We start from the raw sequence: 13,999 nt of genomic DNA, 5'->3' as shown, positions 1-13,999 counted from the left end.
CGGCCGCCTCCGGAGGTCGCCACGAGAAAGTTCGGTCGAGATGGAGCGGATGTTCCAAGAACTGTCAGAGGATATTTGCTCGCCCCATCGCGCGGTGTCATCACATGCGTGCCGCGTCCGGCAGAGGGCGATGAGTCGATCGACGAAGGAGGACCGTGATGATGTGGGACACCGGAATGGGAGCGGGAATGGGCTGGATGTGGCTCTTCTGGATCCTGCTGATCGTGGGAACGGTGGTGCTGGTGGTCGTGCTTGTGAAGGCCTTCACCGGCGGTTCCACCGACGGGAGCCGACAGGGTGGCTCCGCTCCGGCGACGGGGGCGCTCCCGCGCCGGTCCCGACAGATCCTCGAGGAGCGCTACGCGCGCGGGGAGATCAGCACGGAGGAGTACAACGAACGATTGCGGACCCTGGAGGATGGTGACCGGTGAGCCCGCTGACGCGACGGCAGCTGCTGGCCCTGGGTGCGGTCGGGGCCGGTGCCGCGGCCGTGGGCGCGGGCGGGCTGTGGTGGACCAGCAGCCGCGGCGGTGAGACCCTCGGCGGCGATAGGGCGCTGCTGCAGCCCGAGGTGCTGACCAGCCGGGACGGGGTCCTGGACCTGGCCCTGGAGGCCGCCCCCACCCGAGTGCGGATCGGGGCGCGTGAGGCGAGCGTGCAGGCCTTCAACTCCTCGCTGCCCGGACCCACCCTGCGGGTCCGGGGCGGGGACACCCTCCGGGTGGCGATGACCAACGGCCTGGAGGCCCCGACGAACCTGCACGTGCACGGTTTGCACGTGTCCCCCGAGGGCAACGGGGACAACCCCTTCGTGAGCATCGAACCTGGTGAGTCCTTCGACTATGAGTACGTCCTGCCACAGGACCACGCTCCCGGCACCTACTGGTACCACCCGCACAGGCATGGGCACGTGGCCGACCAGATCGCGGCAGGGCTCTACGGGGCCATCGTCGTCGAGGATCCGGATCCTGTCCCCGTGGCCCGGGAGCGCGTCCTGGTCGTCTCAGACATCACCTTGGACGGCTCCGGCAACCTCACCGAGGTCTCCCCGCCGCAGCGGATGATGGGCCGGGAGGGTGAGACCGTGCTGGTCAACGGCCAGGTCCGTCCTGAGGCCGCCGCGGCACCGGGGGAGCGGGAGCTGTGGCGGGTCGTCAACGCCTGCCCTTCCCGGTATCTGCACCTGACCCTGGACGGGCAGGGGCTACGAGTGCTGGGCCGAGATGTCGGTCGGATGCCCGAGCCGGTGGAGATAACCGAGGTGACGCTGGCCCCCGGCAACCGCGTGGAGCTGCTGGTGGACACCCGCGAGGGGACCTCCACGCTTCGCACCGCCCCGGTGGACCGCGGGAGCATGGGCGGCATGATGGGCGGGGACACACCCGGAGACGGCCCCGGCGACGACGAGCCGATCGACCTGCTCATCCTCGAGGTCACCGGGGATCCGGCCGGGGAGCCCGGGCCCGTGCCCGCGGGCACGGCCCTGCGGGATCTGCGCGATGAGCCGGTCGGCGCCCGACGCACCATTGACTTCGCCATGGACATGGGGATGGGTGGGATGGGAGGAATGGGCGGTCCCGGGGGGATGATGTCCTTCACGATCGACGGGCGCGAGTTCGACGCCGAGCGGACTGACCAGCGGGCCCAGGTGGGCACCGTGGAGGAGTGGACCCTGACCAACTCCAGTCCCATGGATCACCCGATGCACCTACACGTGTGGCCCATGCAGGTCATGAGCGAAGATGCCCGCGACGTCTCCGGACCGCGGTGGCAGGACGTGGTCAACATCCCGGCCTTCGGGGAGGTGACGGTCCGAGTGGCCTTCGAGGACTTCGGCGGCCGCACCGTCTACCACTGCCACATCCTCGACCACGAGGACCTCGGCATGATGGGCACCATCGAGGTCAGCTGACACCGCGGAACACCGCGCCGGACCACATAGGAGAAGCATGACTCACGACGAGGCGCACGAACACCAGACGGACAGGCAGCAGCAAGGCGGGCAGCAGCTGTCCCTGACGGGGTCCGTCGCCCTGGGAACAGGGGTGATGATCGGCGCGGGGATATTCGCGCTGATCGGTCAGGTGGCGGAGCTGGCCGGCGGTTGGGTCCCCTGGGCCTTCCTGGCCGGCGCCGTCGTCGTGGGGTTCAGCTCCTACTCCTACATCAGGTATTCCATGGCGAACCCCTCCTCGGGCGGGATCGCGATGCTACTCAAGGCGGCCTACGGTCCTGGAGTCATCGCTGGTTCATTCTCACTGTTCATGTATGTCTCGATGGTTCTGGCGCAGTCCCTGTTAGGCCGTACATTCGGTAACTACGCGTTGCGGCCCTTCGAGATGCAGGACTCCTTGCTGTGGGTCCCAGTCCTGGCAGTCCTGGCCATAGTGGGAGCGGCGCTGGTAAACGTCGTGGGCAACCGCTGGGTGGAACGCTCCGCGTCCGTCACCGCGGCAATCAAGATCATCGGCATTGCGGTGCTGGCGATCGCGGGACTGTTCGCCGCAGGCGTGTCCTCCCTGGGACGGCTGGTCTCCCCAGAGAGTGCAACACCGGATCAGGGGTGGTTGGGCTTCCTCGCCGGGGTCACCCTGTGCATCCTGGCTTACAAGGGCTTCACCACCATCACCAATCAGGGCGGTGACCTGAAAGACCCGAAGCGCAATCTCGGCCGGTCGATCGTCATCTCGATCTCACTGTGCACAGTGCTCTACCTGCTCATCACCGTCGCCGTCACCGGCAGCCTCAGCGTGCCGCAGATCATCGAGGCACGCGACTACGCGCTGGCCGAAGCGGCAGAACCACTGTTCGGGGCGTGGGGCGTGGGGCTCACCGTGGTCGTCGCAGTGGTGGCCACCGTATCGGGACTGATCGCGAGCCTGTTTGCAGTCTCCAAGCTCTACGACATGCTCCGCGATATGGGCCAGGTGCCGGGGTTGCCCGGCAGGCGCGAACACCAGTCGTTGCTCATCACCGCCGGGCTGGCGATCGTGATGGCGGCGCTGTTCGACCTCTCCCAGATCGCCGCGCTGGGGGCCATCCTTTATCTCTGCATGGACATTGCGATCCACTACGGCATCCTCCGCCATCTCAAGGAAGAGGTGAAAGCGAAGGTCTGGATCCCGTGGGTGGCCATCGTGCTCGACGTCGCGGTGCTCGTGCCGTTCCTGATCCTCAGGGGGTCCTCGGACCCGTTCACGTTGGTGGTCACAGCCGTGGTGGCGGCGCTCATCATCCTGGCCCAATGGGTCATCGTCCGACGTCGGAGGGAGGACTCCGACAACGACGAGCAGGAGAGTGAACAGCTGCGTTGACGGACTGCTAGCTGATCGAGGACATCGAAGCAGGCTCAGTCCCCACCGCCGAAGAGACAGAAGCCGTCCAGTTCCCGACTACCACGAGTCCCCAGCTCTCCCATGTCCCAGACTGAAAGCGAGTGTCCGGGACCTTCTCCAGGGACCGGACGAAAGGCTACCTCGAGTTGAATAGCGCAACCGCACGAAATTCGCCCGTCGAAGAAACCCGGCTCGACGGAGAGCTGTTTCAATCAGCGCTGGATGATGTAGCACAGCACCTCGCCACCCGATTATCTGTCCAAGGGGATTCAAACCGCGAGATTCTCGAACACTTCGCCAGCGATAGTGGGCATGCCGGTTGAAACTGTCTGGGCGCTCGTCGTGATGGGCGCCCAGGGTGAGCCGATCAAGCGCGCTGGGTCGGTTCTACGGCGCACCACAGGAAGACCTGGGCAGGACGTAACACCCGACATTCGGCCCAACTGCAGAGACTTGTGCGGACGGTGAGCCCCGCCCCACGGACATCCTTAACCCGGCATCTGCGTAAGCCGTTACCGTTGCGCGGTCGGCGCCTTGTCCTCGACCCCGGAGTGGATCTTCCTCGGAACAGACGTGCGGACACTCGGGGAGAGCTGGTTCAGTCGTTGGCCATGTCATTTGCAGGACCTGCGCGGGTTCAAAAACGCGGGTAGCAGCAGTAGCCTCATATCCACTGGCGCCGTGCCGGCCGAGGTTCATGGCAAGCGCCCCACAGCGACGAGAGGAACATCATGTCTCACGTGAGGTCCATGCTTCAGGCTCATCCCAAGGGAGATCTCGGAATCGATCAGGAGAAGCTCGCGGCGTGTATTGCAGCGTGTTTTGAATGTTCCCAGACCTGCACGGCGTGCGCTGATGCTTGTCTCAGTGAACCGATGGCTGGTGACTTGGTGACGTGCATCAGCACAGACCAAGATTGTGCCGATATTTGCCTGACAACTGGTCGGATCCTGACTCGTCTCACCGGGCAGAACAAAGACGTGGTCCGTATGATGTTGCAGGCCTGCCGAGAGGCATGCCGAGCCTGTGCCCAGGAATGCGAGGAACACGCCGAGATGCACGAGCACTGCCGCTTGTGCGCAGAAGCTTGCCGGCGCTGCGAGGCAGCCTGCGACGAGCTCATCAGCGCACTGGGGTAGACCCGCAGCGGATCGAGGTAGACCGACCCGGGCCAGACGCACAAGCTCTTCCTCTGACCGGCCGCCCACCCACGCTCCCGATATCTGACAGACGGCGCCTTTGAGTATCCATACCTAGGGAGGCTCTCGGTCGCGGTGCAGATGTCCCCGCCTCTCCGTGCCGGATCTCCAGCTGAGGAGACTGGGTGGTGGTCGACCTCAGGAAGCGGAGGCGGAGACCGCTGTGCGCGGGCGTGGATCCGGGGCGCTTTCGTCACGTGCCTCGATGGCGGCTAGGTGTGCGGGGTTGAGGTCGATGCGTCGCAGGAGCTGGGCGTTGAGCGCCACCACGATGGTTGACGCTGACATCAGGATCGCGCCGACGGCGGGGGAGAGCACGAACCCGATGGGTGCGAGGACCCCTGCGGCCAGGGGAACTGCGACGACGTTGTAGCCGGCGGCCCATACGAGGTTCTGGATCATCTTGGTGTAGCTGGCCCGGGAGAGCTCGATCATGGAGAGCACCGCTCGAGGGTCGTTGCTGGCAAGGACGACTCCGGCGGATTCCATGGCTACATCGGTGCCGGCGCCGATGGCGATGCCAACCTCAGCTCGGGCCAGGGCGGGGGCGTCGTTGACGCCGTCTCCGACCATGGCCACGGTGTTGCCGCGTTCCTGCAGCTGGGCGACCTTGGTGTCCTTGTCCTGGGGCAAGACCTCGGCGAAGACTTCATCGATACCCAGCTCTGCACCTACGGTCTGGGCGACCTGGTTCGCGTCCCCGGTGATCATGGCGACCTTCACCCCACGGGCCTGAAGGGCCGCCACAGCGGCCCGAGATTCGGGCCTGACCTTGTCCTCCAGTGCCAGTGCCCCGATGACCTCGCCGTCGGCGAGAACATGAAGGACGCCAGCACCACGGTCGGTCCAGGCCTGGGTGTGCTCAGCGACCTCGGAGGGGATGGCCACGTTCTGCTCCCGGAGCATGTTGGGTCCGCCGACGGTGATCTCCGTGCCGTCGACGGTGGCTGTGACACCGCGGCCGGAGGTGGAGCTAAACCCGGTCCCACGCAGACTTAGATCTTTGGCTTCCGCATGATCCCCGGCGGCGGTGACGATGGCTCGAGCCACCGGGTGCTCACTGTCGGCCTCCGCCGCTGCGGCGTAGGCCAACAGGCGCCCCTCGCTGGTCCCGGCAGCTGCGATGGTGCCGGTGACGGCATGAGCGCCCTTGGTGAGTGTCCCGGTCTTGTCGAAGAGCACGACGTCGATGGTGCGCATCCGTTCCAGCGCCAGCCGGTCTTTGATCAGCACTCCGGAGCGGGCTGCCCGTTCGGTGGAGATGGCGGTGACCAGCGGGATGGCGAGCCCCAGGGCGTGGGGGCAGGCGATGACCAACACGGTGACTGTGCGCACCACCGCGTCATCGGGGCTGCCGAGGATGGTCCAGGCAATGGCAGTGAGGATTCCTGCGGCCAGTGCGAACCAGAACAACAGGGCAGCGGCGCGGTCTGCCAAGGCCTGGGCCCGGGAGGAGGATGCCTGGGCATCGGCGACCATCCGCTGGATACCAGCCAGAGTGGTGTCTTCTCCGACGGCCCCGACTCGGACTCGCACAGCGCTGTCGGTGGCTACCGTGCCCGCGACCACGGTGTCGCCGACCTCGCGGGAGACCGCCTGGGACTCTCCGGTGATCATGGACTCGTCGAATGCGGCCGCACCCTCGGTGATCGTCCCATCGGCTGGAACCCTGGCTCCGGAGCGAACCAACACGATGTCATCGACGGCCAATTCAGCGATGGAAACGGTGGTGGTCTCGCCATCGACAATTTTTTCTGCCTCATCGGGCAGAAGTTCAGCCAAAGCGTCCAGGGCGGAGGAGGCCGCGCCCAGGGCGCGCATCTCCATCCAGTGCCCCAGCAGCATGATCACCACCAGTAGGGCCAGTTCCCACCAGAAGTCGAGGTTGAAGCCCCCGATTCCCAGGGTGGTGACCCAGGACGCGATGAACGCCACGGTGATGGCCATGGCGATGAGCAGCATCATCCCGGGTTGGCGGGACTTCACCTCAGTGAGCCCGCCCTTGAGGAAGGGGATCCCGCCGTAGAAGAAGATCACGGTGCCCAGAACTGGGGCAATCCAAGTAGCGCCGGGGAACTCGGGGAGGTCATAGCCGAGCAGGTGTCCCACCATGGGGCTGAAGATGACCACCGGGATCGAGAGCACCAGGGAGACCCAGAACTTGTTCTTGAACATCGCCGTGGAGTGCCCGGCATGTTCTCCGTGACTGTGTTTCTGATGGTCCTCGTCAAGGGCCGAATGGGCGTGATCGTCGGGCATGGTCTGTCCGTGGGTCTCGGCGGCAACATGGTCGCCGTGGTGGTGCGAGATGCTCATAGTGTTCCTTCCACTGAGCCCGGGGAATCAGGATCCTGGGAGAGTCAGGAGGTCAAGGGGCTGCGGGAGATTTAGTGCGGGATGGCCCGATGAGGGCTCAGAACTCAGCGTCCAGAATTCAGCGCCCAGGACTCGGTGCTCAGGACCTGGCCAGGGAGTAACCAGCATCCTCGATCGCAATGCGCACGGCCGCAGAAGTCGGTGAACCGGTCACGGTTGCAGTAGAAACACCGCCGGCCTGCAGATCGATGCGCACATCTTCGACTCCTTCCAGCGCCTTGATGGCTTCGATGACCGTGCCGACACAGTGTCCGCAGGTCATGCCTTCCACACCGTAGGAGACGGTCCTGGTCGAGAGCTCCGCAGTGGGAGGTGCTGAAACTTCTCGGTCGTCAGTGGTGGACGGGGCGCAGCAGCTGCAGCCGGTGGAGGCCATCGGCAGGGTCGGGCGGGATTCGGTAGTCATCTCAGTCTCCTTGAATCGACTCGTACGCACGGGTTTCTCTTACCCCATATATATACCCCAGGGGGGTATATGGCAAGAGCGGGTTTTCGTACCCAGCTTCATTGAATCTTCAGGCAACCCGGGCCTGTCACCGGCAGGACCGCCGGTAGAATTGGGGGTCGATCTGCTCGGCAAATCCGCGGTATGAACAGGAAAGGCTGTATGACGACCTTGACCCGAAGGCTCCTGCTCACAGGAGGACTCGGCCTGCTTGGGGCCGGTGCTGTCACAGCTTGCGCCGGACCTGATTCCTCGGAGGGGACCGACGCCGGCTCAGGACCCCAGGACGGTGCAGATTCCCAGGACGACGATGCGGTCGGTCATGTCCACGGCATCGCGCGTGATCCCTCCGATGGAGTAGTAGTGCTAGCTACCCACTTCGGTCTGTTCCGCGTCCTAGAGGGTGAGCTGGTCTCGGTGGGTCCCAATGTTGATCTAATGGGTTTCACACTCGCCTCAGGCGGTCGCTACCTGGCTTCAGGCCACCCAGGAGCTGGATCAGACCTGCCGGAACCTGTCGGGCTGATCGAATCCACCGATCAGGGGGAGAGCTGGAGTGTGCTCTCTCGAGGCGGGGAATCCGACTTTCACGCCCTGACCGCTGGCGCTGATCGTATCGTCGGCTTCGACGGAGAGCTGCGCGTCAGCACAGACGGTGAAAACTGGGAGACGCTGGCGATCCCGGCCCCACCGGCAGCCCTTGCCATGGCGCCAGGGACGGGGGAGATCGCCGCAGCCACCGAATCCGGGCTGCTGCTCTCCACCGATGGCGCCAGCTGGGAGACCATTGAGGCCCCGGGGTTGATCTCGCGTGTGGCCTGGGCTGATGAGACCACGATCGTCGGGTCCGCTACTGATGGGCGACTGTTCACCAGCCGCGACTCCGGGCAGAGCTGGAGTGCCAGTGAGGAGCCGGTGGGCGAGGTCGTGGCCCTCGGCGCTGGCCTCACCGAAGACGGTTCAGTGGAAGCGCTGTTAGTCGTGGACTCCACTGTGCTGCGCACCGTGGATGGTGGAAACACCGTCGAACAGCTGGCCTGACGCGAGCCGAGAAGAACCCGACAAAGAGAGGGCCCTGCCGGTATGCAGCTACATCCCGGCAGGGCCCTCTCTTCTTCGGTTGGTCAGAGTTCTTCGAGCATGGTTTCCATCTCGTCGATCTCGGCCTGCTGGTCCGAGATGATGGTCTCCGAGAGCTCCAGGGCCTCGGGGTTCTCCCCGTTCTCCAGGTGATCTTCGGCGGAGGACACCGCACCTTCATGGTGGGCGATCATCTGCTCCAGGAACAACCTGGATGCTTCAGTGCCGGTGGCGCTCTCCAGCTCACTGAGGTCATCCTCGCTCATCATGCCTTCCATGTCCGACATGCCCTCCATGTCCCCGTCGCCGTGGTCCATGCCTTCCATGTCGCCCTCACTGGTGCCCTCTTCACCCCAGGCTTCAAGCCAGGATTCCATCTGCTCGATCTCAGGGCCCTGGGCCTCTCTGATGTCTTCGGCAAGGGTCGAGACTTCGGTCTCGATGTCGTCTTTCTCCAGCACAATCTCTGACATCTCCACGGCCTGGGCGTGATGCATGACCATCCCGGAGATGTACTCGACGTCTGCCTCGTTGTGCTGCTCCGAGACCTCTTCTGTGCTCTGTGTAGTGTCAGGGGCAGACTCGCTGGGCTCTTCATCGGATGTTCCGCAGCCGGTCAGTGCTGCCGCGAGAGCGAATGCTCCCAGAGTCGCGGTGAAAGTCTTCGTCGTCATGAGATCCTCCGGTGTCAGGCGGTTTTCGGGTTCAGGAGAGTCAACCTCGCGAGGTGTCTCACCCATGCCGGGGACAGGCGATCTTCAACGAACCTTCATCAAGTACAAGGCTCTTCTTCGCAGGCCAGACCGGATCAGGCCGGAGAGACTTGATCAGGGGGTGGGGCGTCGAAGCTCGGGCGCCCGCAACAACACCTCGAGAGGGCCCCGGTTGAACCGGGCGCGCCAGAGCGAGGCGAAGACCATCAGCACGGAGACCTTGCTGGTCTCATTCACTCACTCCAAGTTCGTGAACCTGGTAGCCGCAGGGCGCGATCCCTGTGAGGATCGCGCCCTACGGCCGAGGTTTCTACTGCACCGCCGAGGCGGCGGAAGCGTCAGTTCGCGCTGAGGTACATGGTGTTGGTCCAGTACGGGGAGTTCAGCGGGTACTGGATGGTGCCCACGCGGGGGTTATTGGCGCCGATGAGCTGGCCGTTGCCCACGTAAATGGCGGCGTGGCTGCCACCGTTCTGGATGACGATGTCGCCCGGGGAGGGCGAGGAGACCTGGCGCATTGAGGCCATCATGCCGTAAGTGGTGCGCGGCAGCGATTCGCCGGCCTGGTTGTAGGCCCAGTTGATGAAGCCGGAGCAGTCCCAACCCGAAGACGGTGAAGTGCCACCGAGGACGTAGGGGTTGCCGAGACCTGCATAGGCGGCGCCCACGATCGAGCCGTTGCCGCCGCTGGAAGCGGCCGGGGCCTCTTCCTGTGCGGGGGAGGTTGAGGCGACCTGGGTGTTGCCCTGCGACTGCTGGCCGGTGTTGGCTTGCGAAGTCCGCTGGCCGGTGCTGCTCTGAGCCTGCCCGGTGTTTCCACCCTGCTGGCCGGTGTTGGACCAACCGGTGTTTCCGGTGCTGGACTGCTGCTCCTGCGGTGCGGGATCAGTCTGCTGCGCAGGAGCTTCCGGCTCGGTTGGCATCGGCATGGAGGCGGTGACGGCCTCTTCCACCTCTTTCACCACTGGGGTGGGCTCAGGTGCTGGCTCCGGCTCCGGCTCAGGTGCGGGCTCTGGTGCCGGTGCGGCTTCCACCACTGGAGCAGGCTCCGGTGCGGGGGTGGAGGTGACCACCGGACGGTCGAACGAGAGCTCGACGTCGCTGGATGCGGTCACGGCCACTGCGGAGGTGGTGCTGGCGCGCTCCACGCTGAGACCGGATGCGGTCACGTCCAAGGTGGTGACCTCGGGGGTGCTGATGTCGGTGCCGGCGTTCGCGGCAACTCCTGAGGAGAGCACGAGGCCGGATGCGGCGACGGCGGCTGCCGCACCTCGTCCGACGGTGCCGGCGTTGGATGCCACGGCCTTTGCCAATGAGGGCTTGGCCTGGCGGCGCCGGTCACGGCGTGAGACGAAAGTCATGTCTGTCACTTCTCTGGAAACCTCTCCCTGTAGTTGCGGGGCCGCCTAAGTGAAGCGCGAGCCGGGAAGCTCACGTTCTTCAGGTCTCGATCGACCGCGATGCCCCGCACCCTGCCTTGCGGTAGTTTCTGCGGAACAGCTCCGGTCAGCGGCAGGAGAAGAATCTGACTGGAGGCGCTGCGACTTCGGACATCGGTCGCAGGCGCGACTACGAAGTTATAACAGATCGATAACAAATGTCACGTTGAGGTAACGACCGGGGCGGGAGCAAATTTATGCAGTGGGACTGGAGCGGACAGCCCACGCGTCTTCTGGATCAGCCAAACAGGTGCCGAGTGGTTATCAGTAGGGCTTTTGAAGTCCTTCCGGGTTGGCGTTTCCGGTTGTGCTGGTCCGGTCCTCGCTTGGAGGCCCTGGCCCCTAAGTGGATACGTGGCGCAAGTGTGGGGACTCAGTTGCCCGTATACCCTGCCCGACTAAAGGCCCGTAAGCCCATCGGCGGATTCTGGGGATCGATGCAACGCGGCGGGTCATATGCGTCGTGAATCGTTGTGTCATCAGGGTAGCGGAACGGATCTGACGGACTTGGTCCGTTCGGCTCGAAGACGGGCGGCCGGGGTGTCGTAGTCGAGACCTTTCCGCGGCCGGGTGTTGAGTTCCTTCATCACAGAAGCGACGTGGGCGTCACTGTGGAGGGATAGATCTGTGCCCTTGGGGAAATATTGCCGCGCCAGTCCATTGAAGTTCTCGTTGGCTCCTCGCTGCCAGGGGCTGGAACGTTCAGCGAAGTAGATCGGGACCCCCGTCGCTGCGGTGAGCGCCTCATGGCTAGACATCTCTACACCCTGGTCCCAGGTCAACGAGCGTTTCAGATGCCGAGGCAGCGGCGCGAACGCCGCTTCCACTGCTGCGTTGACGCTGGCTGCGGTGTGATCCTCCGGCAGGTTCACTATGATGCCGTACTGGGTTTTCCGCTCGCGCAAGGTGACCATCGCTGACACGGATCCGACCCCGACGACCAGGTCGCCCTCCCAGTTGCCCGCGATGAGTCTCGAGGAGTGTTCGGCCGGTCGCTGGTCGATCATGGTCATATTGCGAATCCGGGATCCCTGCTTGAACCGGGAAGTCCATCGGGTCTTGCGGATCCGCCGTCCTGTCCTGAGCTTGAGGGCGAAGCGTTTGTGCAGTCCGTGGTCCTCGCGCAGCAACAGAGCGCGGTAGATGGTCTCAGGGCAGACCCGCATGGTCGGATCATCTGGGAAGCTCTTCTTGAGCCAGCCGCTGATCTCATCCGGGGACCAACATCGGTTCAGCTTGCGTTGAACGAGCAGCCGCAGACGCGGATCAGCGACCAACCGGTGGGGTTTTGGGCGGCTCCGCTGCTCCTCGGCGTCATGCTGTGCGGTCCGGGGAAGATACTGACCGGTGGCATTGCGGTGTCGTCGCAGCTCCCGGCTCACCGTCGACGGACTGCGCCCGAGCTGTGCCGCGATCGAACGGATCGATTGGCCCAGCTGGAGCAGGTCCGCGATCTGTATTCGCTCCCGCAGTTCCAGGTAGCGGCTGGGATGCGAGCGTGCTGTGGCCGGCGGTGGAATCTTGTAGCCGGCCTGATTCCGGAGCCGGGTTCCAATGACACGTGACATGCCGAGCATTCTGCAGGCATCAGTGTTGCTCAGCCCTTTACGCATCAGTTCCCAGTAGTCGTGTCGGCGCTGATCGAACTTGATCACGTGCGCCGGTCGCGCTTCGCGCAGCACCGCGTCTGCGTGATCGCTGGCCGCGGCGACCGCAGACCGCTGCGCAGCCGTCTCGGCCCTGGCAGCGCGCCGGTGGCCAGCCAGGCGGCGTTCTTCGAACTCATGCGCTCGTTTCTCGGTCAGCCGCAGCTCTTCCCTCGCCCGTCGAACCGTGGCGCCCTCATCGCGGAGTCGACTGAATCGGGCCTGCACCCATCGACCAGCGGTCGTGCGGCTCACCCCCACCTCTTTGGCTGCTTCGGTGGGGTGTGTGCCACCGATGAACGCAGCCCAGAATCTGTCTGCGACAGCGGCATCGACGCTGAGGTGGTGACGATCGTCCTTCTCGAGGTGGGATTCCCACACGGTGGCGCGAGCTGGTCGGTATGCGAGCTCGGTAACAGCGTCGATCATCGAGAGCCCGGCGCGACGGCGCTCGAGGTACGCGAGCCGCAGCAGACGATCACCGACCGAGTGATGAATCCCGACCAGACGGGACGCGGCTTTCAGACCAGTTCCGGCCTTGATTGCGGCATAAAATCGGATAGCTGTAGGAGATGATGGCGAGAGAAACATTGAGGAACACCTTCGGGATAGGTGTTGCGTCGACCAACAGAATCCCGCGTGCTTATCTGCTACATGAATCGCCTCTCCAGCAGCCCGTGGCAAGCCGCATTCGCTGCGACTGCGTAGCATCGGCCAGATGCATCTCAATGACATCGCCCAACGCATCGAGAACCTCTCGGTCCAGTACGCCCAGGTCTACGGGATCAACCGCTCTGCCGAATGGGCGCTCCTCAAGCTCACCGAAGAGCTCGGGGAACTCACCCAGGCCCACCTCACGGCAACGGGACAGAGCAGAGATCGTGATCTCAGCGCCGAGGAGCAGCAGAATGTGGTGACCCGCGAGCTTGGAGATGTCCTGGGGATGTGCCTGGTCTACGCGAAACAACTCGGGATCGACCCAGAGACGGCGATTGCTGAGAAGTGGTTCCCCTACGAGAAAACACGCGAAGACTCGGCCAAGTAACGCAACACCCCGAGGTCCCCACTCCTCAGAGCCATGGGCCAGCAGATAGCGTTCACTCGATGACAGCGAATCACGCCTCAGACCTCTACGACGCGGTCAATCAGTGGAGCCCCAGCGATGACTTCTTCTTGGAGTTCCTCACCAAGACGCCCAGCCCCTCCGCCCTCGACCTGGGATGCGGCACCGGCAGAATCACCCTCGCGGCGGCAGAGGCAGGCTGCGACATGGTGGGCATCGACCCCGACCTGCCCTCCCTCCAGGCGGCTCAGGCGAAGCCCGGCACCCACCGTGTCCGGTGGATAGAAGGCACCTCGTCTGCGATTCCTGCCGGAACCAGCTTCGACGTCGCAATCATGTCCTCGAACGTCGTCCAGGCCATCCTCGACGACGCCGAGCTCGCCACGTCCTTCCGCGACATCGCTTCCCACCTGAAGCCCGGGGGCCGTCTGGCCTTCGACACCCGAGACCCCGACGCCCGCGTCTGGGAAGCCTGGACCAAGGAACGTTCACACCGCCTGGTCAACCTCCCCGAGGGCGAGGCTCAGCACTGGTACTAGACCACGCAGGTCGAGGAGGAGGCCGGACTCGTGGATTTCCGCGCGCACGAGATCGCAGAAGATGGAACCGAATCAGTGCAGCCCTCGCGAATACGGTTCCGTTCACAGGACCAGATCCGCAGCATGCTCATCGAAGCGGGGTTGGTCGTAGAGGACGTGTTCGG

Annotated in this window: 13 protein-coding genes; 7 read left to right on the top strand and 6 right to left on the bottom strand. The window is 64.4% G+C overall.

Going from position 1 to position 13,999, the window contains the following annotated elements; translation table 11 throughout:
* The first annotated feature begins 158 nt into the window (after positions 1 to 158).
* The 4 genes from HNR24_RS11100 (at position 159) to HNR24_RS11085 (ending at position 4,474) form a co-directional block, all read left to right on the top strand.
* Positions 159 to 431 carry an SHOCT domain-containing protein gene (locus HNR24_RS11100; protein ID WP_106124049.1) on the top strand — a complete coding sequence of 91 codons (273 nt, stop codon included), beginning with the start codon at positions 159 to 161 and terminating at the stop codon, positions 429 to 431.
* Positions 428 to 1,912, top strand: coding sequence for a multicopper oxidase family protein (locus HNR24_RS11095; protein ID WP_106124050.1), 1,485 nt, complete (start codon positions 428 to 430; stop codon positions 1,910 to 1,912). The genes HNR24_RS11100 and HNR24_RS11095 overlap by 4 nt, the downstream gene beginning before the upstream one ends.
* Positions 1,913 to 1,949: 37 nt before the next feature.
* Positions 1,950 to 3,314, top strand: coding sequence for an APC family permease (locus HNR24_RS11090; protein WP_058889629.1), 1,365 nt, complete (start codon positions 1,950 to 1,952; stop codon positions 3,312 to 3,314).
* A 752-nt stretch (positions 3,315 to 4,066) separates the two neighbouring features.
* Positions 4,067 to 4,474, top strand: a complete 408-nt coding sequence (locus HNR24_RS11085) for a four-helix bundle copper-binding protein (RefSeq protein ID WP_182495776.1) — start codon at positions 4,067 to 4,069, stop codon at positions 4,472 to 4,474.
* 198 nt (positions 4,475 to 4,672) lie between these two features.
* On the opposite strand, the gene HNR24_RS11080 is transcribed toward HNR24_RS11085, so the two are convergent.
* The gene (locus HNR24_RS11080; RefSeq protein WP_259392625.1) at positions 4,673 to 6,709 is read right to left on the bottom strand and encodes a copper-translocating P-type ATPase; all 2,037 of its coding nucleotides are present in this window, start codon (positions 6,707 to 6,709) and stop codon (positions 4,673 to 4,675) included.
* Between the two features lie 280 nt (positions 6,710 to 6,989).
* Complete coding sequence (locus HNR24_RS11075) at positions 6,990 to 7,316, bottom strand: heavy-metal-associated domain-containing protein (protein ID WP_182495774.1); 327 nt, start codon at positions 7,314 to 7,316, stop codon at positions 6,990 to 6,992.
* A gap of 183 nt (positions 7,317 to 7,499) precedes the next feature.
* On the opposite strand from HNR24_RS11075, the gene HNR24_RS11070 reads away from it, so the two are divergent.
* Positions 7,500 to 8,396 (top strand): F510_1955 family glycosylhydrolase, encoded by an 897-nt coding sequence (locus HNR24_RS11070; protein ID WP_375139277.1) that lies wholly within the window; start codon positions 7,500 to 7,502, stop codon positions 8,394 to 8,396.
* An 83-nt stretch (positions 8,397 to 8,479) separates the two neighbouring features.
* Here HNR24_RS11070 and HNR24_RS11065 read toward each other — a convergent pair whose 3' ends face one another.
* The 4 genes from HNR24_RS11065 to HNR24_RS11050 form a co-directional block, all read right to left on the bottom strand.
* Positions 8,480 to 9,109, bottom strand: coding sequence for a DUF305 domain-containing protein (locus tag HNR24_RS11065; RefSeq protein ID WP_106124055.1), 630 nt, complete (start codon positions 9,107 to 9,109; stop codon positions 8,480 to 8,482).
* Between the two features lie 153 nt (positions 9,110 to 9,262).
* A complete protein-coding gene (locus HNR24_RS11060) occupies positions 9,263 to 9,385 on the bottom strand; it encodes a DUF418 domain-containing protein (protein ID WP_146131189.1) in 123 nt (40 codons plus the stop codon).
* Positions 9,386 to 9,486: 101 nt separating this feature from the next.
* A complete protein-coding gene (locus HNR24_RS14125; RefSeq protein ID WP_259392441.1) occupies positions 9,487 to 10,509 on the bottom strand; it encodes a C40 family peptidase in 1,023 nt (340 codons plus the stop codon).
* A gap of 557 nt (positions 10,510 to 11,066) precedes the next feature.
* Positions 11,067 to 12,944 (bottom strand): IS30 family transposase, encoded by a 1,878-nt coding sequence (locus HNR24_RS11050; protein WP_232301689.1) that lies wholly within the window; start codon positions 12,942 to 12,944, stop codon positions 11,067 to 11,069.
* Positions 12,945 to 12,951: 7 nt separating this feature from the next.
* Between HNR24_RS11050 and HNR24_RS11045 the strand changes: the two genes are divergently transcribed.
* Entirely contained in the window at positions 12,952 to 13,278 is a 327-nt protein-coding gene (locus HNR24_RS11045; RefSeq protein WP_058887756.1) for a nucleoside triphosphate pyrophosphohydrolase family protein, read from the top strand.
* 59 nt (positions 13,279 to 13,337) lie between these two features.
* A complete protein-coding gene (locus HNR24_RS11040) occupies positions 13,338 to 13,835 on the top strand; it encodes a class I SAM-dependent methyltransferase (RefSeq protein WP_182495772.1) in 498 nt (165 codons plus the stop codon).
* Positions 13,836 to 13,999: the final 164 nt, after the last annotated feature.

Origin of the sequence: Nesterenkonia sandarakina, from assembly GCF_014138825.1 — a bacterium.
In the GTDB taxonomy this organism is placed as follows: Bacteria; Actinomycetota; Actinomycetes; order Actinomycetales; family Micrococcaceae; genus Nesterenkonia; species Nesterenkonia sandarakina.
The sequence above is the reverse complement of the archived record's forward strand: the minus strand, read 5'-3'. Positions and strand labels throughout refer to the sequence as shown.

Coding starts and splice junctions, on each gene's coding strand:
- HNR24_RS11040 (WP_182495772.1), top strand. CDS start 13,338: ATGACAGCGAATCACGCCTCAGACCTCTACGACGCGGTCAATCAGTGG.
- HNR24_RS14125 (WP_259392441.1), bottom strand. CDS start 10,509: ATGACTTTCGTCTCACGCCGTGACCGGCGCCGCCAGGCCAAGCCCTCA.
- HNR24_RS11045 (WP_058887756.1), top strand. CDS start 12,952: ATGCATCTCAATGACATCGCCCAACGCATCGAGAACCTCTCGGTCCAG.
- HNR24_RS11100 (WP_106124049.1), top strand. CDS start 159: ATGATGTGGGACACCGGAATGGGAGCGGGAATGGGCTGGATGTGGCTC.
- HNR24_RS11050 (WP_232301689.1), bottom strand. CDS start 12,944: ATGCTACGCAGTCGCAGCGAATGCGGCTTGCCACGGGCTGCTGGAGAG.
- HNR24_RS11085 (WP_182495776.1), top strand. CDS start 4,067: ATGTCTCACGTGAGGTCCATGCTTCAGGCTCATCCCAAGGGAGATCTC.
- HNR24_RS11075 (WP_182495774.1), bottom strand. CDS start 7,316: ATGACTACCGAATCCCGCCCGACCCTGCCGATGGCCTCCACCGGCTGC.
- HNR24_RS11080 (WP_259392625.1), bottom strand. CDS start 6,709: ATGTTCAAGAACAAGTTCTGGGTCTCCCTGGTGCTCTCGATCCCGGTG.
- HNR24_RS11090 (WP_058889629.1), top strand. CDS start 1,950: ATGACTCACGACGAGGCGCACGAACACCAGACGGACAGGCAGCAGCAA.
- HNR24_RS11070 (WP_375139277.1), top strand. CDS start 7,500: ATGAACAGGAAAGGCTGTATGACGACCTTGACCCGAAGGCTCCTGCTC.
- HNR24_RS11065 (WP_106124055.1), bottom strand. CDS start 9,109: ATGACGACGAAGACTTTCACCGCGACTCTGGGAGCATTCGCTCTCGCG.